The sequence below is a fragment of the Pseudomonas sp. IT-P44 genome (assembly GCF_949768225.1).
Classification (GTDB): domain Bacteria; phylum Pseudomonadota; class Gammaproteobacteria; order Pseudomonadales; family Pseudomonadaceae; genus Aquipseudomonas; species Aquipseudomonas migulae.
In genome coordinates this window covers 50,678-72,209 of record NZ_CATKQM010000019.1, presented here as the reverse complement: position 1 = coordinate 72,209, position 21,532 = coordinate 50,678, and the positions used below count along the sequence as shown (strand labels likewise).

Below are 21,532 nucleotides of genomic sequence, written 5' to 3'. Positions count from 1 at the left end.
GGGTCGATACAGAGCTCAAGACAGGAGAACCCCCATGCGATTCGTGCTCATAGCCGCCCTTGCCCTCAGTGTCGTGGGCTGCACCCGTTTTTCGATGAACCATCATTTGAATAATGCCTACAGCGCTTATGACCGTGGCAATTGCGAGCAAGTGACGCTCGAACTGTCCAAAGTCGAACGCGCCAGCCGCGCGCGGCCTTATGTGTGGCCGGAAGTGTCGATGCTGCGCGGCTTGTGCCTGGAACGGCAGAAAATGTTCGTGGATGCGGCGCAAACCTACCAGTTCATTCAGGCGTCGTACCCGCAAAGCGAGTACGCCTACCGCGCCCGCGCCCGGCTGGAAACCTTGCAGTCGCTGGGTCACTACCCGCTGCGCAGTGCGGCAGCGGTGCGCCCTACGCGGTTCTGATTGCAGCGGTCATTCAACCACTGGCTCACCGGCGGTGGTGAGCTATAGTCGAATAAACCGGTTTAGAGCCTGGTTTCTAAATCGACGTAACACCTGTGATCGGCAGGCGTAGGCGGCAGCGGTCTCATGGACTGCCGCACCGGGATCGGGGAGAGCGCGCTCATTGCCGGGCCCTTGTTTGATAACGGCAGGCAGGCCCGTTCCGAAGCATTAGTGCGGCCCTGCTTAAGGGCCTTGCGTAGCGAATTCAGCATGTTCACCGACCGCCGGATCGAGCGGCATCAACTGCCGTATTTTCTGAAAGTGTTCAACAGCGTCACCGACAAACCGATTGGTTTCCTGGGCAACGTCTCTGAAGACGGGCTGATGCTCATCAGTCAGTTACCGATGATGATCGGCGCCGATTTTGATCTGCGCCTGAAAATCCCCATGGCCGATGGCTGCCAGCAGGTCATCGACCTCAAGGCCTGCTGCCTGTGGTGCCACGAAGATGCAACACCTCACCACTATGACGCCGGGTTCAGCCTGCAATGGGCACCGCCGGAGTTTGGGCAATTGGTGGAGGCGTTGAAGCAGTACTTCAGTTTTCAGCCGTTGCCGGCGTCTGCGTGAAACCTGCGGTGCATTTGTGATCGCTTTCGCCAGCGCCCCCCACACTCAATCAACTGATTAATCGCCACGGCCACATCGCGCATCTTGCTAATCAGTGATCAAAACCGACAGGCGGTAGCCATTTTCCGAGCTGTCGGGTAGCTACCTGTTATTTCTGACAGTAGCCGGATGCTTTTGTACGGAGGATAAATAGCGACAACATTGGTGCTCTGCATTGTTCCCGGAGCACTACAAGTGAAAAGGAGAAATCCATGGTAACCCCTCGCGTAAAAGAAACTAAAGTACCCAACTCTGAAGATCCACTTCCTTACCCGCCCCCCAATACATTTCCTCAACCAGAGCTGCTTTATCGCGCTCCGCTTAAATTTTCAGGAGAGTCTTCTTATTATTCTGTGGGAGGTAATGAGTCATTCGTTTTCGGATTTGTCTATCCTGCAAATGGGGGACAGCAGCGGGGCGAGAGCAAAGACCAGTTTTATGATTTCTCGTTACCCGCAAGTCCAGGTCCTGCGTTGGTAAAGCTACAGCACGGGTGGTCTACCAACGGAGCCATCCAGGCAGATACGTATGAATTCCGTGTATACATTTTGACCCCTCCTTCCTAGTTCTATCCCCGCAATCTTTTCTTACAGATATCTGCAGGGTCAATTGAATCTCCAGAAATATCATTCCGTGGAATAGTCCCGTAAGTAGCTCTATTGCGCGTCATGTTAACAATACCGTCCGTCGGCCCTGTCAGTTCTAACAGGTACAAAACGCGGCACACGTAGCGTAAAAAATAATTCATGACGACAACAGATTTGCCTTTCGCACTCCGTCCCTCTCAGCCTCGCTCGCAGGAGAAATTCAATGAGTAATAACCATTCCAACCCTGCCCTCGAGCGGCTTTTCGAATTGACACCACGCGCACTCAACGCACCAGTCACGGAAAACCTCGGGCACTTCATTGATAACGGAGGTTCGGTTTACAAGTTGCTTAAGATGGGTCGTCAACGCGTGGTGGAGACGTTCGGGCTGCACAGCCAGGACGCACAAGTGTTGCTGGACAAAGCCATGGCCCTGGCGGTGCACACCGCACGTGAGTTTCGTGAGCAACGCCTGGTTAGGTCTGGGCCTCCCAATCCGCTGCATCGGACCGGCATCAGGGCGTGGGAGGGCGGGCCTGATTTCGACAGAATGTTCGCTCCAGACTGGGGACGTGCAAGCCCTTCACAGAGCCCGGATTCGAGTATTTCACCGGCGGCGTATTTTTTGCGCCTGGTTGTGTTGGCTCGGGATCTTGAAGCGCGATCCCCGGGCGTTAAAGAGTTGATTAAGTTCGAAACCCGGCGCCCCGATCTTGTCAAACTCATCATTGACACAACAAGCATGTTCCAGATCAAACCGACCGTGACTCTGGTCAGCGAGGTGCTGGAAAGCATTATCAAAACGTTCCTCACGCCGCCAGCGCTGACCGACCGAGTGGTCGATGACCACTTGCTGGAAAAGCGTTTTCCATTCCGCTCCCTGCCGTTCGAGTGGTATTTCGTACAATGGGAGCAGGTACTGCAGGCGAACAAACTGTCGCTGGGGGAGGTCGTGCGGACCATCGATGAGTCAGGCCCCTACTTCAAGCAACCCGGTGCCCGTGGCGACTTATCCGATATTGCGCTTCATCAATCCTGCAACATCGGGCCACAAGGGCAACTATTGCTGACCGAGGATTTTCTTCCATCCGGCAGTACTCCCGTCCAATGGACAGCGTTCTACAAAGACAACTTTGGCTCGACGGAGGAGAATCTGAAGGACTCGGTGCATTTCTGCGCCAAGACCTCAATTAATGCGGACGACGTGACCTCATTGTTGTCAATTGAAGGTTACGCACCGAAGCGTTCCAGCAATGTGGCAGAGCCGCAATCGGAGGCGCTCGAGGAACCAGAGGAACCAGAGGAGCCGCAGCTGTCCAAAGTGTTCGGTTCGACCTACATCAATTATGGCTCCGATAATGCGATGGATCTGTCGGAGCCGGGGAAGGCCACAACTCGCAAATTCACCAGCGCCACCCACAACCGGTTTGAGCGGATGAACCGGATTCTTCGCCTTAGCCGCTGGCTGGAATTGCCGGTGAACCAGTGCGATCGGCTAATCATGGCCGCGTTCAACGCAGAGCTGCGGGGTGACATCCGTGACCCGCAGGCCCGCAAAGTTGCGTTGGCAACCAAACCTTCCCGGATCACCTCCAATACCCTGCGAGCCATCGGCCTGTTTCAAGAGTTTCGCCTGCGGTTCAAATGCTCAGCCGAGCAATTTGCGGCGTTGATTGATGAGATTTCCCCTTACAGCCGTGGGGAAGAACTTTCACAATTCGACCGCATCTTCAATGCCCAGGCATTGTTCGATGCACCGCTGAAGGCGGACAAAGGTTACTTCGCGATTGAAGCGCAAACCCGCGCCGACAAGCGCACCGTCGACCAGATTTGCACCAGCCTGGGTATCAATCAGGAAACCTGGCGCTACCTCGCACGCTTCGTGGCCAAGAGCTACAACCTGAGGGACGAACTGCAACGCAGCCTGCCAATATTCTCTTCCTTGTATCGCCTGGTGTTGCTGGCTTCCTTCCTGCGCATCAGCGCCATAGAACTGGCGGCATTGCTGGAGACTTTCAGCGAGAAAAACGGCAGCGAATTGTTGCAACGCGTGCTTGGCGAATCCGTTTTGCTGGTCAGCGGCACTAGCGGCGTGGGCGATGTGTTGAACGTGATGCAGGCGGCGCAGTCCTGTGTCCAGTGGGCGCAGGAAAATGACTTGAGTGTGCTTTGGCTGGTACAGAAAGTGGCGCCCGTGATTGCACCTCCTTTGGCCACTGAAGCAGAAGTCACGCTGCTGCAGGAAGTCCATAAACGACTGCACCCGGTACGATTTTCCGAGGAAGCGCTTCGGGCCGCAGGCGTCCCCCCAAGCAATGATTCCAAGCAGGCAGGCTGGCTGTCGCTGCTTCTTTATCTCGTTGACCTTAATGGCCTGGTGTTGGAGAAAGAAGGCGATGAGGAGGATTACGAGCGGGTAGCTCGCGGAGAAATTCAATCGGCTGTCGAGTTGGCAAACCTGTCACCCGATGATGGCGAACGGGTTCGCAACGTGATTCTGGCATTGCTGTTGCAGGCCCGGGATGCGCAGCGGGCGGTGGTGCAGGAAAGTTTGTCGGTGTATTTGAGAATTTCGCAAGACTTGGCACTGCCGTTGCTCAGGTGGGTCGACAGGAAAGGTGTTTACCTGCTGTTGTTGGAGACTGCGCGGGCGCTGGATGCCGTCACGTCCGGTACGGAGAAGGTCAAGGTCGGTGATGATGTGCTCAGCTTGCTGGCACACCTGGTGCGGCGCGCTGAAGTCGTTCAACAACTGGGGTTGAGCTCCGCCATGCTGGTGGCCCTGACCCTGCGGGAGAACTGGGAGTGGTTTGGTCTCAAGCATCCCAAAGAACTCAAGCTCAGCACGTTGTATTACCTGACGCTGTTTCAGCGGGTGGTGGCCGATACCGGGCAGCCTGCCGAAAAACTCCTGCATTACCTGGAGTTGGTCAACGGGCTTCCGGAAAACCTGACACCTGAGGATGTGCGCCTGATTCGTGATTCTGCGGCAAGCTTGCTGGCAGACGTGGTGCAGTGGGGCGTCAGGGAGGTGCTTGAATGCATTCTTTATCTGAAGCCGAATCCGAAGATTCAGGTGATTCGAGACATGACGTCCCTTGATACGCTGCTGCGTATCCGTGCGCTGGCGATCAGGACAGGGTTGGATGCCAAGGCCCTCATCGGGCTGGGGGCGCTCACGCCGGACAGCGACAAGTACGCCTGCCGAAGCGCAGCAGAACATGTGCTGGAAAAATTGTCCGGGTCGGTCATTCAGGGCCAGACGCAGTTGATCGGTGAAGTGGGTCAGAGCGTGACCCACGAAATCAGGTGCATCAACGACACCCTGATCGCCAATGTGAATGGTCAATACGCCATGATCGAACTGACCTTGCGTGATCTGACCAACCAGGTCGTGCCGAACGTTACGGTGAGTTGGAACAGTGATCGTCCGGGGTTACTCGCCAGTACGTCGATCACCGATCATGAGGGGCGTGCGGTGGTTCGCTTCAAACCGGAGAAATCGACCTGGATGGGGGCTGTGCAAATCAAAGCCACTTATGGCCTGGCTCAAGTGGTGTATGCGCCGAAAATCCTCATCGATTGCGATGAGTCGACGCTGGACTTCGATATCAAAGATCCCGATCCCAAGGAAGATTTCCTGGCGGGCGGACACGCGTCTTTCGCGGCGGTTGTTCGGCTCGTGGATAAACATGGAAACCCAGGGGTGGGTCGTCCCGTTACATTTTCCGGTCGGGGAGTTGTGGCTGACCCCTCGTCGGTACTCTCGGATGAAAACGGTTATGCCAGGACCAGAATCACCAGTATCGAACCTATTGAGAAAGCGAGCGTAGTGGTCAGTTACAGCACCAAGGACCCGCTTGTCATTAATAACATTACCTTTGTCGACCAGCCGTCTATCAAGCTGTTGGAGGTAGTTTCGATGGCGGTTGCCGGGCAGCCGCTGGTGATTCATTGCCATGTGGTTGGCCTTGGCAAACTCCCGTCAGTCGATGTGGAGGTCGAATTGATTTCTTCCGGGACCGATCCTGCCTCCACCAAAGCTGTTACCAACGACCAAGGCATCGCTGAATTCACGGTGAGCTCGCCGAAAGCAGGAAATAATTCCTTCACCGCCAAGGTGAAAATGGGGCAGCAACAACTCGACGTTTACGTGGCCAGCAGTGTGTTCATTCACGGCAAGTCTCAGGACTATAAAGTCCTCGTAGTGGGTGTGCCCACCTCCTTGTGGGTCGACGCCCGGGAGGAACAGCACAACCAGGCGAAAGTGGTTGCCAGATGCCCGATCTGGTGGACAGTGACCAAAAAAGCCGAGATGGTCCTGGAAGCGATTTCCTATCCGACGGACGCATTGGGGCGTTCGACTTTCCCTTACGAGTTTGAGGAGGCGGGTGAGTATGTGGTGACGGCAGTCCTCAAAAGTACTCCGGAGGAAAATCGCACGTTCAACGTTACGGTCGTCGCGGCTATCGAGTGGGAGTACACACTGACGGACCTCGAGACGGGGACCGTCATCCGGCAAGTGACCGCCCGGGAGCGACTGGAATTTATCCGGGGCCGTAGTTATAAGCTCGAAATCGAAATGCCGGATTCGGTCGACCTTTCAGACGCGCGGGCAATGCTGGCCTGGACCGGTGAATACTCCGCTGCCGGCCTGGGGATGGTGTTCAGTCCGCCGACCGGTGCCTATGTTCTGGTGGGCGACCTGAAGACGCTGAGTTGGGTCATTGTCTGCAAGGATCTGCGCAACAGTACGTTTGACCTGACGTTCTCTTGCGACCGAATCGACCAGCGCCTGGTGTTGCCTGGCCGTCTGGATGCACCGGCACCGAAACTGTCGTATCCCGTCGATGGCTCGACAGAAGTGGAAGTCCAGCCGCTGCTTCACGGCAAGGGTAGTCCTTCGGCCCAGATCTACATCTTTGAAAACCGGGATGAGAAAGCCCTGCTGGCCCGGACCAGTGTGCGTGACGATGGCACATGGTCGGTGCGGTTGGCCGAAGTGCTGTCGCTGGGGCCGCATGTGTTGTCGGTCAAGCAGCGGCATATCGATACGACCGAGGCGTGGGCAAAAGACGCTTCTGTAAAGGTGTCTGGCGACTTTGTCGACGTACCAACAGTCCTGAAGCCCGCCACGGACAGCACCGTAAGAGCTGAGTCATGGATTGAGGGCTTGGGCTTGCCGGGCGTTGAAGTGCGTGTGGTGAAGGGTGGGTCTCCAGCGGTGATTTACGCCAGCGGGATGGTGGACAAAAACGGCCATTGGCGGGTCCAGTTCAAACCGACCCTTGGGCCGGGCAAACATAGCTTGGCGGCTGGATTTTCTGTGGATGGTGCAAATCCGACAACGTGGATCAGCTACTCGTTGACAGTTGTTCCAAAATCTTAACAAGTTGGTTACGACTCTGTTGTTGTAACGTTGATTGAAAGATGTTGGTGCACTATCGAAACGCTGGAAACTGCAGTGCAGTTTCCAGTCTGTTTCGGGAACTTCATCATCCCGAACATTGCCCAGGGTCATGCAAAACTCCAGGAGAATAACAGTGGATAGTTCTATTATTGGCAATTTGGAAGAGCGTCGTTGCATGGCCCTCGCGGATTTCTATCTTGGGCAAGTTGCACCGAATCAATCGGCAACCGAGGACCTTGATCTCACTTCTCTCGATGATTTGTATCACTACCTGCTACTGGACAGTCAGGTAGGCCAGCAACCCGAGACATCGCGCCTGGCTGAGGCGATTGCTTGCATGCAACAGTATATCGGCGCCATTTACAGCGGCCTGGAACCTGGGCATATCGAGGAGTTTACCCGCGACGAGTTAGTGGCCTGGCATCAGCGCTATTGCAATATCAGCGACTGGGCGGGCTATCAGATGCTGCTCGATTATCCGGAAAACTGGATAAATCCGACATTGCGCCTGACCAAGTCTGAATCATTCAAGGAGCTTGAAAATAACCTGGGTCAAGCAAGCCTGAGCGATGCGTCCGTACAGATGGCCTTGTTTGAACATTTGAAGAACTTTGAAGAAATTAGCAATCTCGATATGTGTTCAGGGTACATCGACAGTATTGACGGTACGGAAACTGGAAAGGGCCAGAATTTCAAAAATGCTGATTATTACTTTATTGGTCGGCAAAGAGTTCAACCCTTTGGCTACTTCTGGCGCAAAGCCCATGTCGAGTTGAACGACAACAGCACCTATCTCAACCCTGCGGCCTGGACTGAATGGAAATCCATTGGCATTCCCGCATCGGCGACGGTATTGGCGATACGGCCGGTGTTTTTCGCCGGGCGATTGATGATCGTTCAGGTCGAAGGGTTGAAAGCGCCGGACAAGGTTGAAAAAGACAATGACGGTAACGAAATCACCGTGCCGGGCACTTGGCAGGTCGAGGTCAAGCTGTCTTATCTGGCTGTGAACGGAATATGGTCGACGCCGTTGAGCCTGGGCGAAAAGGAATTCGCCGAGGCGTCCGAGGCGTCGTCGCGTCTGGTGGTGGTGACTTATGCCGGGGTAAAAAAAGATGTCGACGACCTGTTGGCGGTGTGCTTTACCACTACGGACCTGCCACCGGGGGGGGCAAGTGCGGAAGCAATGGGCGAGCAGGAAAACGGATGGATTTTTGCGGCGAGAAATGCACTGTTCGAACCCCAAGTTCCGAATATTGCAAGCCTCAAGGTATTGGCCAATGGACGCTTTTCCAATCAAAACAGTTTGCAGCATAAATTATTGCTCAGTGAGTTTGTGACGCTCACTCAGTCACTTGTACCGGCTACAAGTGTTGCGGCCGTCGGAGATACCCGAGAAGGACTGCTGAGCAAATTTTTGTCATTGAACATTAACTTCAGTAGCCGGAAAACTCTGATCGATGGGGTACTCGAAACAGTTAACGTATTGCAGGTGCAAGGGGTATGTGATCTCACTCGGCCGGAGTTTGACCTAAAGGAAGTTGTCCTTGTGGTGAAAGAAGAGGTGTCATCTCTAGTCACCTATTTCGAACTCTCAAAAGCTGGTGACAAGGGTGTCAGATGCACCTGCTTCAGGTCCTTGATCGGAGTTGATTTTTCTTTGTGTTTTGACGGTTTGGATGGAACTCCTGTTGTTTTAGAAACTTTCAAGATTACAGATTTTACATGGGCTAACACATGGGCAACTGTTAGTAAGGTTGTACTGCTAACGCCCCAACAGTTGGAAGCACTGTGGTCTATGCAACCACGTGATATCAGGAGTGGTGCCGGATTTTCAGTATTGATCGGCAATGCCTATACGCCGTTAACGAATAGTCAAAACGCTCTTTCGATGCTGAAAAAGCCAGAGATCGTTGACCTGGCTTTGAAAGTTATGGACGGTGCTGATCCTATGCCCGGGAATTGGGAGAGCATCAGCGAGTTGAAAGGGTGGTTTCAAACCCCCTGGATTCAATATCGCTGGACGGGTGACCCTGTCGGTAAAAAACTGAGCGTCGTATGGGGTGAGAACCCCGATGGTCGTTTTGGTCGAAACCGCTATGACATCGAGATCAAACAGGTACCCAACGCCAGCAAGGTACCTTTGCTCAGCAAACAGGCTTCCGGCGCGCAGTTTCTGGATACTCGGCCATTGGAAGTCACTGGGGTCAAATGGATACGCCTCAACTCTACGTTCGGTCCCGAACTGGTGGCCAAGGTCGCTATTTCCATCGATGAAGTCTTGTCCTTGGCCACGCAGAACACCCTTGAGCCGGGGCCTGTGAGTGGCAATACCGTTATTGATTTCAACAGCGCCCACGGGCAATTTTACTGGGAGCTGTTCTTTCACCTGCCGTTCCTGATTGCCCATCGCTTGTGCGAGGAGCGCAATTACCAGGAATCACAGCGTTGGTACCAATACATTTTCAACCCTCATATTCGGACAGGACGCCAGGACGAAGAGGATCAGAGTGAACGCTATTGGCTCTGTCGTCCATTGCTGGAAGAAGGCGATATCGGTTTTGAAGCCAACGGCCTGGTGGACCCCGACGCCATCGCGTTTTCGAACCGGATTCACTACCGCAAAGCCATTTTCATGGGGTACGTGCGCTGCATCATTGCCCACGCCGATTCGCTTTACCGGCGGTTGACCCGCGACAGCCTGGTGGCGGCGAAATTGCAATACGTGCGCGCCTTGTCGCTGATGGGGCCGGCACCCACTGCAAAAGCCATGAGTCACTGGAAGCCTCAGTCGGCCAGTGACATTCTCAAGCCAAAACCCGAAGTCGGTGCCTCGGCGCTGGAGACATTCGCACGATCACTGGACGTTGACGTAGCGAACCTGCCGGCGCGCGTCAATGGGACGCCCGACTTCGAGATATTAGGGCTGGAAGTGTTTCGACCCTTTACCAATGATCAATTGCTCGACACCTGGAAATACATTGAAGAGTGCCTTTGGAACATGCGGCACAACCTGACCATCGATGGCAAACCAATGTCGCTGCCGTTGTATGCCCCTCCGACCAACCCGCTTGATTTGCTGCATGCACAGGCCGGCGGCTCCTCGGGCGCGTCGCGCAACGCGGGCGGGTGGCGGAACATTCCGCACTATCGTTTCCGCACGATGCTGTCCACGGCGCAAAACGCGGTGCAAACCCTTATCGGGTTTGGCCGTGAGGTGCTTCAGTTGATGGAGCAGCGTGATCGTGGGCAGTTGGAGGAGTTGCAGTACAGCCATGTCATTGCACTGGGGAAGCATGCTGTAGTCATTCAGGAGGAGGCGATCAAGCAGTTAGAGGCTTCGAAGGAAGGTCTAGAGAACAGCCGAATAATGATTGATGAGCGGGCTAAGCACTATAAGAAGATCAATGAGAGCTCGTTGCTTGCGCCGGAAATTGCCGGGGATGCCTTCGGGTTATTGGGCAAGGTGTTGGGTGTTGGGGCGATGGTGCCCATAGCGGCTGGGAGTGTTATTAATGCGAGCATCAAAGAACAAACGCTCACAGGAGCAGTATTTCCATTTCCCGCAGCGCTTGGAGGTATCGAAGGCGGGGAGCGCGGGGAGCCCTTGAATGCAGTTGGTTCTGCACTGTCAATACTCGGCGGCGTTGCGTATGCGACGGGTGAAGCCTTCCAGCGAACGGCTTTTTATCTTCGTCGCTCTGAGGAATGGACCTTCGCCGAAACCCAGGCCGATAGCGAACTAATGGTTGTCGATGAAAATCTGAAGTCGCTGCATCACACACTCCTCGGAGCCAAAGAGAGCCTGGCTCAAACGAAAAAAGCCAATCAGCATGCCCAGGAGATCTACGCGTTCTACAAAACCCGGGCCACCAACGTCGAACTCTACCGCTGGTTATTGAGCCAGATGGCCACGTTGTACTTTCAGTGCTATGACGCCGTGGTGGGGTTGTGCCTGAGCGCGGAAGCCAGCTTCCAGTACGAAATGGCCGACTTCGACACGCGGGTGATTCGTCCCAACGTCTGGATGGACAATCGCCACGGCCTGAGCGCCGGGCAGTCGATGCAGCTTGACCTGCTGCGCATGGAGCGCATGTTCCTGGAGCGCAACGAACGTCGACTGGAGCTGACCAAGACGATTTCATTGCGTCAGCTGTTCGAGCAAGGCAAGTACACACTGGCAACAACCTGGGACGACGTGATCAAGGATCTTAAGGACGGAAAACTTGATTTCGCACTCACCCAGCAGATGTTCGACAGCGATTACCCCGGCCATTACTGCCGACAGATCATCACCGTTTCTGTGTCATTTCCGGCGGTGCTGGGTCCGTATCAGGATGTTCGCGCAACCCTGACGCAAATCAGTAGCGCCACGGTACTCAAAGCCAACATCGAATCGCTTGGTTATTTTTATAACCCCGAAGAAAACAAAATGCCGCCCCACGATATTTTGCTCAACCCGCGCAGCCACCAGCAAATAGGGGTCAACCATGGAGTTGACGATCCCGGTATGCATCAGCTGAATTTCGGTGACGAACGCTATCTACCGTTTGAGGGGACTGGCTGTGTTTCGCTTTGGCGGCTCGCGTTCCCACGACCAGAATCAGTTGACCAGGCAAAACTGATCAACAGTCTGACGGACATCATTGTGCACGTGCGTTATCTCGCGAAGGCCGGTGGCACTGCTTACACCGAGGCGGTGCTGGACAAGCTGGGCGATTGAGAGTGACACGGCCCTGATCGCTGGCAAACGGAATGAAAGGCAGTGGACTGAATCGACAACCATGGATCAATAGAGGTGAAATCATCATGAGCGAAATCGAAATCCAGGGGCGTAATCTGATTAAAGCTCACAGATTCCCCGCAGATTGGAAAAGTTATTGGACGCACGATAACGTCGGGAACGTGCAGGTACGCGGGGATCCTGCTTTTGGTAACTACCTGATAATGAACGAGAGCGCTGGTGTTTCTCAGGCATTCGATACGGCGATCTTCACTGAAGAGCAACTGAAGGGGGCAAGCTATAAGATTTCCTTTCAGTATGAAAACTATGGGGAAGGCAACGGCGCCGGGGTGGAGATTGTAACCGGAGAGGGGAAGTTTGATTTTATTGATTTGAGCGGAAAAGACCCCAGGCAGCCGCTAGCCGACTGGCGTTTCTATCCTTCTTATGGGATCAGGGATGTGGTGGCAGCCGACAAAAATATTACTCTGCAGCTTCAGGGTTCTGATGTAGGTGGCTCGTCGGGATTGCGCATGACTGACATTAGAGTGGACCTGCATCTGGAGCCTCTTAAGTTGACAAACATCAAGGTTGACGAAAGGGATTATGGAGTGCCAGCCTGAGTTTGCGTGTTGCATAAACGTTGATGATGGCAGGTAGATGAGGGGCAAGGCATGACAATCGGTTAACTCATCCCTGCTTTCTTCCAGCTCATATAACGCGTCACCAACGCCGCCCCCAGTTCACCGGGCAGCGCATCCACCACCGGCACTCCATGAGCGTCCAACCGCTCATGGAGTTCGGCCCGCGCATTCAAGTAATCCACAGTCCCGCAATACGTCAGCGCTTCGTTCAACGTTTGCACCGGTGACTGGCGCAGCGTGTCGAGCACGTCTTCCCTGAGGCTGGCGACCAACACTCGATGCTGCTTACCCAGGCGACTGACGGCGGTGAGCAATTCCTCATCGTCTTCGTCCCGCAGGTTGGTCACTACAACCACCAGGCACCGCCGTTTTTGCCGAGCCAGCAATTGGGTTGTAGCGGCCTGATAGTCAGCGCTGCGTTGAGTGCTGTTCAGGTCGTAGACCGTGTTGAGCAATACGTTGAGCTGACCGGCACCTTTCACCGGGGCGAGATAACGCGGTTGATCGCTGGCAAAGGTGCTCAGGCCCACCGCATCGCCCTGGCGCAACGCCACGTAACTCAACAGCAGGCACGCATTCAGCGCATGATCGAAATGCGCCAGTTCGCCGTCGTGACTGCGCATGTGCCTTCCGCAATCGAGCATGAAAATGATCTGCTGATCGCGTTCGTCCTGATACTCCCGGGCAATCGGTGTGCGTTGCCGGGCAGTGGCTTTCCAGTCGATCTGGCGCAGGCTGTCGCCTTCGCGAAATTCCCGTAGCTGATGAAACTCCATACCCAGGCCGCGTCGTTGCCGCTGGCGTACGCCGAGCTGGCTGAGCCAGTTGTCCACCGCCAGCAGTTGGCCGCCGTAGAGGCGGGCGAAGTCGGGGTAGACGCGGGTGTGGTCGGTGACGCTCAGAAGCCGTTTGCCGGACCACAGGCCCAATGGGCTGGGCAGGTTGATTTCGCAGTGATCGAAGCTGAAGTGGCCACGCTTGAGCGGGCGCAGGCGATAGCCGACCTGGCTGTGCTGACCGGGCTGAAGTTCGACTGACAGGGGGAGGTTTTCGAAGTTCAGGCCGTCGGGGACGTGGTCGAAAATCCGGATCGTCAGTGGTTGGGGAAAGTTGTGCTGAACCTCCAGTCGGACTTCGCTCCAGCGACCGAGGGCCAGGCTGCCGGGCATTTGTCGTGTTATCCGGGGCGAGTGCAGGCGCGTGAGGCGCAAAGCATCGAGTATTGCCAGGGCCAGTAGCGCCAGCAATAAACCCCATTGGATCGACAACAGGCTTGAGGGCAGCGCAATGTCCAGTGCGCGCAAGGTGCCCAGCACGATGCCGATGGCCAGCAGGATTGCGAGCCAGACCAGCAGCAGGCGCGAGGGTTTCACAGACGTGGCGCCGGCACTTGATCGAGCAGTTGCCGCAGTACGTGATCGACCTCCAGCCCTTCGATATCCAGCTCCGGTGCGATGCGTACGCGATGGCGCAACACGGCCAGCGCGCAGCTCTTGATGTCATCCGGAATCACAAATTCGCCGCCGCGCAACAAGGCGCGTGCTCGTGCGCAGCGCACCAGTGCGATGGAGGCCCGAGGCCCGGCGCCGAGGGTCAGGCCGGGCCAACTGCGGGTGGTGCGGGCCAGGCGTACGGCGTAGTCGAGGACCTGATCGTCCAGCGGCAAATCACTGGCGATACGTTGCAAGGCCAACACGTCCTTGGCTTGCAACACGGTGCGCAGTGGTTGCACATCGAGCATGTCGGCCCGGGTCGAACGGCTGACCTGACGCACCATGTTCAGCTCTTGTTCGGCGTCGGGGTAGTCCATGCGCACCTTGAGCATGAAGCGGTCGAGCTCGGCTTCCGGCAGCGGGTAAGTGCCTTCCTGTTCGATGGGGTTTTGCGTGGCGAGCACCATGAACGGTTGCGCGATGGGCAGGGCGCGGCCTTCGAGGGTGACTTGTCGTTCCTGCATGGCTTCGAGCAGCGCCGCCTGGGTTTTCGCCGGGGCGCGGTTGATTTCGTCGGCGAGCAGCAGGTTGGTGAACAGCGGCCCTTTGCGCAGTTTGAATTGCTCGGTTTGCAGGTCGTACACCGCGTGGCCGGTGACATCGCTGGGCATCAGGTCCGGGGTGAACTGAATGCGCGCGAATTCGCCACCGAAGCAGCGGGCGAGGGCGCGCACCAACAAGGTCTTGCCCAGCCCCGGCACGCCTTCGAGCAGCACATGACCGCCGGCAATCAACGCGGTGAGTACGTCATCGATCACCGTGTTCTGGCCGATCACGGCTTTTTGCAATTCAACTCTTATCGCTTGGGCCAGATAACTGGCGCGCTGGCGTTGCTGCTCGGCATGGCTCGGTGCGCCGGGCTCGATCTGTTCACTCATAAGGCGTTCCTCAAGGTTTGCAGGTGGGCGACCTGACGGCTGAATTCAACGCTGGACAGCCGTTGCTTCGGTCGCGGGCTCATGGCCTGGCTGATAGCGCGTGTGGGTTGGCCGGTCAGGCGTGCGAGCACCAGCCATTGTTCGGCGACGCCGAGTTGATCAAAACCGGGATGACGACGCCGTACCCGGCGCAGGATGTCTTGCTGCAAGGCTTGCAGCAGACTGTCCTGACCGCTGCGGCGCAAGATGAAATCGGCGCTGGCACGCAGGTGTTCCTGAAGTTGTCGACGGGCTCTCGGCGCCGGTTCAATCAATGGACCGTGGCGCACACCGACATGCCAGAGGCCAAGGCCGATCAGGGCGATGAGTGCGACCAATGCCTGGGGGAAATAGCGCAGCAACAAGGTCAGCAAGCTGTCGTGATCGGTGTTGAACAGCAGCGTCACCTGGGTGTCCGCGGTCAGGTACCAGAGCAGCCAGGCATTGTCGTACTGGTCGATGGCCGGGGTTTTCCACAGGTCGGCGTCAGTGACCACGATGATCGAGCCCAGCCCTTGGTTGAGCTGCATCATGTGCGTGGCCTTGCCGCTGTTGGCCCAGGCTTGCGCGAGATTGTTCGGGTCTTCGAGATGGAACGCGGTATCGAAGGTGGCGTAGGCCGGGGCGTCTTCATCCTCAAGATACAGTTTGGTCAGGTTGGGGTAAGGATCCTCACCGGTAGCGGGTGGCGGGTCCTTGAGGTCTTTGCTCAGTGACTGGTGCACCTGCACCCGGTCGAGCAGCAGGTCATTGCTTTGGCCGGTTTTTTCATCCCACAGTGATTCGGCGATGAACAACAGGCGCCCACCGGCGCGGGTCCAGTTCATCACTTGGTCAATCTGCCGTGGCGTCATGTTGTACCGGTCGCCGAGCAACAACAGGCTGTGCTGGTGCGGGTCCAGCGTCGGCAGCACGTCGAGGCTGTTGGCATGGCCGACGGTCAGGCCCTGTTTGCGCAGGAAGTGTTCGGCGGCCAGATAAGGGTTGGCCTGGGCTTCGGGCGAAGGGCCGTGATCGATGTCTGCCTGATAGGGCGTTGCCTTGAAAAACAGATAAACACTCAGCGCAGCCAATAGCACCGCGATGAACACGCCGACCGCCAGCCAGAGACGCCGGTTCAATGCGCCGCTCCCGGGCCGAACAGCGCCCGCCAGCCATCACAGAGTTCCTGTTGCACGTGCGCGGGGGGCAGGCGATGCCCGTAGGCCATGTTCTGCCAGTGCCCCGTCAGTTTTTTGCTGAAAGTCAGCAGCGCGGGTTGCTGCAGGTGCTCAACGCGCTCCAGCACTTCGCCCTCGGTGTCGGCCGGTTTCAGCGCCATGTTGTAGTCGTGCAGCAAGTGACTGAGCAGGGCGCGATAAAGCAATCCGAGAGCTTCACGCGGGTTGGTTTGCCAGAGGCTTTCCGCACTGGCGGCGATGTCGGCAGGCAGGGTTTCACGGTTGAGGTCCAGGCCGAATGCTTGCTGTGGCAGCGGCCGTGCAATTTTGCGCGGCAACCTCGGTCGGCGACTGACGAACGCCTGCAACCAGTCGCGGTAACGCCAGATCAACAAACTGATGACCCCGATCACCGTACCCCACAGCAGCACTTCAATCAGGGTGGCCAATGCACCGAAACGCTGGTTATCCAGCAACTTGAGCAGCGCCTTCAGCCACTCGGGGGCCTTGCCATCGTCCGGGGTTTCGGCGGCCGGTTTGTCTTCGCCGCCAAAACGATAGCGGGTGACCGTTTCCTTGTTCTTGAATGGCGGCTGATCGAGGATCGCCTTGATGCTGTCCCGGGACGCCTGGCTGGTCAGCGGCTGGTCCAGCAGACGCGGGCTGTCCGGTGAGATTGCGGGCTCGGCGGCCCACACGGTTTGCGCCGCTGGCATCAGCAAAAATGCCGCCAGCAGCAGGGCGACGGCGGTACTGCTCAGACGTTGACGCAGACGACGGAACACCAACTCGATATCCCAGGCCTCCAGCACCGTGCGCCGGTTCAGATAAAGGCTGAAGCCGCAGGCCACGTAAACCGGTTCCCACACCACGAGCACCAACACGTAAAACACGTTGGTCAGGTGTTCCAGCCAGCGCCAGTCTTGTGTGGCGGCGGACAGCAGCGTTTGCCAGCTCCAGTCCAATTCAACCTGTTGCGGCAGGAACAGATAAAACAGCACCATCAGGCCGACCCATAGTGCACTTTCCAGATGTACGCCGATGATCGTCAGCCAGCGCGCCGCGCCGCCGTCGCGTTGCAACAGCACCTGCAAGCGCTGTTGCCGCGCTTGCCCACTCAGGCCTTCGAGTTGCACCACCGGCATCAGGAAACTGCGACTCAGACTCAAGCGTCGCCAGGTCAGACTGGCGAGCAGTTGTGGCTTGAGCAGTCGCGGCCATTGGCGCAGCGCCTGTTTCAAGGTGGGCGTTTCACCGAACATGGCTTTGGACAGGATGTACAGCGGCAGGCGTTCGAACGCCGGTTTCAGCCACCAGAAAATGAAGGCGGCGAGGGACGGTGAATCCCACAACAACAAGGTGAGCATGGCGAAAACCGGCAAGGTCACGATGGCCCAACTGGTCATCAACAGGCGTTGGTGCCGCTGGCTCAGCAGGACGCCGAGGTCCATGGCTTCCCAGGTTGTTCGAGGGCGGATCACCACGGTCGCGTCACTCAGGCGCATGACGAGTCCGTCCGGCAAACAGCAGATACATTGCTACCAAAAACCACAGCATCGCGCCGACCAGATACTTGGTCATCGGCGCCGGCCCGGTCATGGATGACCAGTAGGCTTCGATAAATGCAGCGATCAACAGAAACAGCATGACCCCGCAAATCAGTAATACGCTTTTGCGCGCCGCGACTCGCAACGCTTCGGCGCGTGGCAGGCGCCCCGGTGCGATCAATGCCCAGCCCAGTTGCAGGCCGGCGGCACCCGCCAGGGCAATGGCACTGAGTTCGAAAGCACCGTGGCCGATCACGAACGACCAGAAGGTTTGCCCGTAGCCGATCTGTGTCAGGTGCCCGGCCACCGCGCCGATCATCAAGCCATTGAAGAACAGGAAAAACGCGCTGCCCAGGCCAAACAGCAAACCGCTGGCGAACGTCTGAAAAGCGATGCCGATGTTGTGCATGATGTAGAAGCCGAACATCACCCAGTCTTCACTGGCCGCCCGTTCCGCGGAGCGACCCAGGTGTCCGGCGTTGGGGTCGTACATGCTTTGCATGTCGCTGACCTGTTGTGCCGGGATCAGGTTGTAGACCAGGTCCGGGAACAGATACACCAGCAGCGCGAAGCCGATCAGGCTGCCGAAAAACATCAGGCTGGCGGCCAGCACGAAGCGCCACTGTTCGCGCACCAGCCGCGGAAAATCCGCGAGGATGAAACCGAGCACATTGGCACCCAGGCGGCTGCGATGTCGATAAAGTTGTTGATGCCCGCGCAGGACCTGTTGCTGCAACGAGTCGATCAGGAAACTGCTGTATCCACGTTCCTGAGCCAACGCCAGGTGCTGGCAGAGCCGGCGATAGTCTTTCGCAAAACTGGCGACACGTGAGGTGTCTTTGTTGCGCTCCAGACTGTCGAGCATGAGGGAAAACTGCGCCCATTCAGCCTTGTGGCGATTCTCGAAAAGACTTTGCTTCATGCGGGGCCCAACAAGCCGCGGGCGATGCCGTTGAGTTCCGCCACCGCCCGTGGCGCTGGGACGTTCAACGGTTGGGCGAGGATAGAGGCAAGTTCATTGACCCGCGCTTCGGAGAGTTCACCCTGGCGTTCGGCAAACCCTAGGATGGCGCGTTGCTCGGTCAGCGTCATGGCGAAGGCCGGACGTCGCGGTTCGGCGTCGGGCACTTGCGGTCGGGTGAGCGGCTGTTCGCGGTAGATGACCAGCGTGCCGGCGGCCAGGTCGCCGAGGCGTTTGAAGCTGGGGTGTTGCAGGCAACTGATGGCGCCGAGGAAATAGCCGAACGGCAACAAATCGACAAATCGCAGCAGGTTGCGCAACAGCGAAGCGGACCAGCCGATCGGCGTGCCGTCATCCTGCACCACCCGCAGGCCCATCCATTGCTTGCCCGGCGAGCGTCCCTGATTGAGCACTTCGAACAACACCATGTACCACCAGCTCACTGCGAACAGCAGGATCGAGCCCAGCCCGGCGCCGAGTTTCCCCAGAAACGCGAGGACGATAAACAGCAGACCCAGAATCAGCCCGCGCAGCCCGAGGTCGATGGAGAACGCCAGCGCACGGACCATCAACCCGGCCGGGCGCAGTGGCAAGTCGATGCCTTCCGGCGTTTCAACCTGATACCGCGTATCCAGTGGCGGGGACAGCGTCGCTTTCCTTTGCAGTGCTGTGGTCTCGAGCATGGGCAACCTGATGATGTGGCCTGATCGGGATTCTCTGTGTGTCCGATGCTAGCAGCCTCACGGGGGGGAACGACATAACTATGTATTGCACGGTGCGTGGTCATCGGTGATTGAATGCAAGATTACTGGCCGGGGCGGGATGTGAACGCCTAGACTTCGCCGATCTTCAGTTCAGGAATAGCCCGTGACCTCGATCTTCTGGTACGACTATGAAACCACCGGCATCAACCCGCGTTGCGACCGTCCGCTGCAAGTGGCGGGGCTGCGCACTGACTTTGATCTCAATGTCATAGACGAGCCGGTCAATCTTTATTGCCAGCCCAGTGAAGACATCCTGCCGCATCCGGCGGCCTGCGCGATCACCGGTATCACGCCGGGCCAACTGACCGAACACGGTTTGAGCGAAGCCGATTTCATGACTCGGGTTCACGCGCAACTGGCGGCACCGGGCACTTGTGGTGCGGGTTACAACACCTTGCGTTTCGACGACGAGATGACTCGTTACAGCCTGTACCGAAATTTCTTCGACCCCTATGCCCGCGAGTGGCAGGGCGGTAACAGTCGCTGGGACCTGATCGATGTGGTGCGTGCGGCGTATGCCTTGCGGCCCGATGGCCTGGTTTGGCCGACGGACGATGAAGGACGGGTGACGCTCAAACTCGAACGCCTGACCGCCGCCAACGGCATCGATCACGGCAATGCTCACGAAGCGCTGTCGGACGTTCGCGCGACCATCGCACTGGCACGTCTGATCCGGGAAAAACAGCCGAAGCTCTACGACTGGCTGTTTCAGTTGCGCAGCAAACAAAAGGTGATGGATCAGATTCGGCTGTTGCAGCCGATGGTGCACATTTCCGGGCGTTTTTCGGCGGCACGCAGTTATGTCGGCGTGGTGTTGCCGCTGGCCTGGCATCCGCGCAACAAGAACGCGCTGATTGTCTGTGACCTGCATCTGGATCCCCAGGGGTTGCTCGACCTGGATGCCGAGACCTTGCGCCAGCGTTTGTATACCCGTCGTGATGAACTGGCCGAAGGCGAACTGCCGGTGCCGCTCAAACTCATCCACATCAACAAATGCCCGGTGGTGGCGCCGTTGTCGGTGCTTCGTCCCGATGATCAGCAACGACTGGGGCTGGATATGGCGCTTTATCAGGAGCGCACGCTGCGGCTAAGTGCCGCACAAACAATTTGGCGAGATAAAGTTCAGGCCATTTATGCCCGAGAGGATTTCGCTCAGAGCCAAGACCCTGAACAACAGTTATACGATGGTTTTATCGGTGATCGGGACCGGCGTCTTTGTGAGCAAGTCCGGGCGGCTGACCCGGCGCAATTAGCGCAAGAGCAATGGCCTTTCGATGATGAACGTTTGCCTGAATTATTGTTTCGATATCGCGCACGTAACTTTCCCGAAACGTTGAGTTTCGAAGAGCAAGAACGCTGGCGAGTATTCTGTCAGCAACGTTTGTCAGCGCCCGAGTGCGGGGCGCCCAATACCCTGGAAGCATTTGTAGAAGCTGCAGCCCAATTGAACATTACTGCGACGCCATTCCAGCAAGAGGTGCTCAATGAGTGGAACAATTATGTCCAGGCATTGCGCAAACGTTTGAATCTTTGAAAATGAAAATGCACGGGCCTGAATCTCGGGCATAAAAAAACGCCAGCGATTGCTGGCGTTCTTTTTTGTCGCGGATGGGTCTGCGACAAGCTTTGCGGCTTAGCCCAGCAGGGTAGCCCAGCCTTCAACCACGTCGCCGCCCCACTTGGCTTTCCACTCTTTCAGAGTTTTGTGGTTGCCACCTTTGGTTTCGATGACTTCGCCGTTGTGCGGGTTTTTGTATTGTTTAACTTTGCGAGCACGCTTGGTGCCAGTAGTTTTTACTGCGCCGCCGCGTGGTGCTTTGGTTTTGGATTCTGGATCCAACAGCGCAATGATGTCGCGCAGGGACTTGGAGTATTCGCCCATCAGGGTGCGCAGTTTGCCTTCGAATTCCAGCTCGGTTTGCAGTTTGTCGTCTTGGGACAGGTTCTTCAAACGGGCTTGCAGCTCTTTGATAGCTTCTTCGGTGGCACGATATTCGTTGATCAAGGACATGGGGACTACCTTATGTTGTGCGTTGGATGGCAGGGGACAGTGCGGCAATAATAGTCAGGGTGTTTCATCAAGTAAACATTTAACCGGGGTTTATTTAAATTAGTTGCGATGAATAGGGCGCAAATTGGATGTACAGTTAAATAGTGTGACGCAGGTATCACAGATATTCACAATTGAATGCTTGAAGAATGCTGACAGGATCACCATCGCGCAGGTAACCGACAGCCCTCAACGCTTGTGCCACCGGCCTTCGTG

General features: G+C 56.7%; 13 protein-coding genes. 6 read left to right on the top strand and 7 right to left on the bottom strand.

Annotation, left to right across the window (positions count from 1 at the left end; genetic code table 11):
- The first annotated feature begins 34 nt into the window (after positions 1 to 34).
- The 5 genes from ACM6IO_RS11830 (at position 35) to ACM6IO_RS11810 (ending at position 12,403) form a co-directional block, all read left to right on the top strand.
- Positions 35 to 409, top strand: coding sequence for a tetratricopeptide repeat protein (locus tag ACM6IO_RS11830; RefSeq protein WP_008031709.1), 375 nt, complete (start codon positions 35 to 37; stop codon positions 407 to 409).
- A 252-nt stretch (positions 410 to 661) separates the two neighbouring features.
- Positions 662 to 1,021 carry a PilZ domain-containing protein gene (locus ACM6IO_RS11825; protein ID WP_032828936.1) on the top strand — a complete coding sequence of 120 codons (360 nt, stop codon included), beginning with the start codon at positions 662 to 664 and terminating at the stop codon, positions 1,019 to 1,021.
- An 849-nt stretch (positions 1,022 to 1,870) separates the two neighbouring features.
- Positions 1,871 to 7,036 carry a Tc toxin subunit A gene (locus ACM6IO_RS11820; protein ID WP_414911498.1) on the top strand — a complete coding sequence of 1,722 codons (5,166 nt, stop codon included), beginning with the start codon at positions 1,871 to 1,873 and terminating at the stop codon, positions 7,034 to 7,036.
- Between the two features lie 154 nt (positions 7,037 to 7,190).
- Complete coding sequence (locus tag ACM6IO_RS11815; RefSeq protein ID WP_414911497.1) at positions 7,191 to 11,780, top strand: neuraminidase-like domain-containing protein; 4,590 nt, start codon at positions 7,191 to 7,193, stop codon at positions 11,778 to 11,780.
- A gap of 86 nt (positions 11,781 to 11,866) precedes the next feature.
- Positions 11,867 to 12,403: a hypothetical protein gene (locus ACM6IO_RS11810; RefSeq protein ID WP_414911496.1), complete on the top strand. Its 537-nt coding sequence runs from the start codon at positions 11,867 to 11,869 to the stop codon at positions 12,401 to 12,403.
- A gap of 62 nt (positions 12,404 to 12,465) precedes the next feature.
- On the opposite strand, the gene ACM6IO_RS11805 is transcribed toward ACM6IO_RS11810, so the two are convergent.
- From ACM6IO_RS11805 to ACM6IO_RS11780, 6 genes are read right to left on the bottom strand one after another with little or no spacing between them, the layout of a single operon-like run.
- Entirely contained in the window at positions 12,466 to 13,797 is a 1,332-nt protein-coding gene (locus tag ACM6IO_RS11805; RefSeq protein ID WP_414911495.1) for a DUF58 domain-containing protein, read from the bottom strand.
- On the bottom strand, positions 13,794 to 14,795 hold the full coding sequence (locus ACM6IO_RS11800; protein WP_192228621.1) for an AAA family ATPase: 1,002 nt from the start codon (positions 14,793 to 14,795) through the stop codon (positions 13,794 to 13,796). The genes ACM6IO_RS11805 and ACM6IO_RS11800 overlap by 4 nt, the downstream gene beginning before the upstream one ends.
- Positions 14,792 to 15,955 (bottom strand): DUF4350 domain-containing protein, encoded by a 1,164-nt coding sequence (locus ACM6IO_RS11795; RefSeq protein ID WP_223480241.1) that lies wholly within the window; start codon positions 15,953 to 15,955, stop codon positions 14,792 to 14,794. Before ACM6IO_RS11795 ends, ACM6IO_RS11800 begins: the two co-directional genes overlap by 4 nt.
- Positions 15,952 to 17,499: a DUF4129 domain-containing protein gene (locus ACM6IO_RS11790; RefSeq protein WP_414911494.1), complete on the bottom strand. Its 1,548-nt coding sequence runs from the start codon at positions 17,497 to 17,499 to the stop codon at positions 15,952 to 15,954. The genes ACM6IO_RS11795 and ACM6IO_RS11790 overlap by 4 nt, the downstream gene beginning before the upstream one ends.
- Positions 17,486 to 18,463 (bottom strand): stage II sporulation protein M, encoded by a 978-nt coding sequence (locus ACM6IO_RS11785; protein WP_223480239.1) that lies wholly within the window; start codon positions 18,461 to 18,463, stop codon positions 17,486 to 17,488. The genes ACM6IO_RS11790 and ACM6IO_RS11785 overlap by 14 nt, the downstream gene beginning before the upstream one ends.
- Positions 18,460 to 19,185, bottom strand: coding sequence for an RDD family protein (locus ACM6IO_RS11780; RefSeq protein ID WP_223450202.1), 726 nt, complete (start codon positions 19,183 to 19,185; stop codon positions 18,460 to 18,462). Before ACM6IO_RS11780 ends, ACM6IO_RS11785 begins: the two co-directional genes overlap by 4 nt.
- A gap of 184 nt (positions 19,186 to 19,369) precedes the next feature.
- Between ACM6IO_RS11780 and sbcB the strand changes: the two genes are divergently transcribed.
- A complete protein-coding gene (sbcB, locus tag ACM6IO_RS11775) occupies positions 19,370 to 20,800 on the top strand; it encodes an exodeoxyribonuclease I (RefSeq protein WP_008041932.1) in 1,431 nt (476 codons plus the stop codon).
- 99 nt (positions 20,801 to 20,899) lie between these two features.
- On the opposite strand, the gene mvaT is transcribed toward sbcB, so the two are convergent.
- A complete protein-coding gene (mvaT, locus tag ACM6IO_RS11770) occupies positions 20,900 to 21,277 on the bottom strand; it encodes a histone-like nucleoid-structuring protein MvaT (RefSeq protein WP_007933316.1) in 378 nt (125 codons plus the stop codon).
- Positions 21,278 to 21,532: the final 255 nt, after the last annotated feature.

Coding starts and splice junctions, on each gene's coding strand:
- ACM6IO_RS11810 (WP_414911496.1), top strand. CDS start 11,867: ATGAGCGAAATCGAAATCCAGGGGCGTAATCTGATTAAAGCTCACAGA.
- ACM6IO_RS11830 (WP_008031709.1), top strand. CDS start 35: ATGCGATTCGTGCTCATAGCCGCCCTTGCCCTCAGTGTCGTGGGCTGC.
- ACM6IO_RS11825 (WP_032828936.1), top strand. CDS start 662: ATGTTCACCGACCGCCGGATCGAGCGGCATCAACTGCCGTATTTTCTG.
- ACM6IO_RS11780 (WP_223450202.1), bottom strand. CDS start 19,185: ATGCTCGAGACCACAGCACTGCAAAGGAAAGCGACGCTGTCCCCGCCA.
- ACM6IO_RS11790 (WP_414911494.1), bottom strand. CDS start 17,499: ATGCGCCTGAGTGACGCGACCGTGGTGATCCGCCCTCGAACAACCTGG.
- mvaT (WP_007933316.1), bottom strand. CDS start 21,277: ATGTCCTTGATCAACGAATATCGTGCCACCGAAGAAGCTATCAAAGAG.
- ACM6IO_RS11800 (WP_192228621.1), bottom strand. CDS start 14,795: ATGAGTGAACAGATCGAGCCCGGCGCACCGAGCCATGCCGAGCAGCAA.
- ACM6IO_RS11785 (WP_223480239.1), bottom strand. CDS start 18,463: ATGAAGCAAAGTCTTTTCGAGAATCGCCACAAGGCTGAATGGGCGCAG.
- ACM6IO_RS11820 (WP_414911498.1), top strand. CDS start 1,871: ATGAGTAATAACCATTCCAACCCTGCCCTCGAGCGGCTTTTCGAATTG.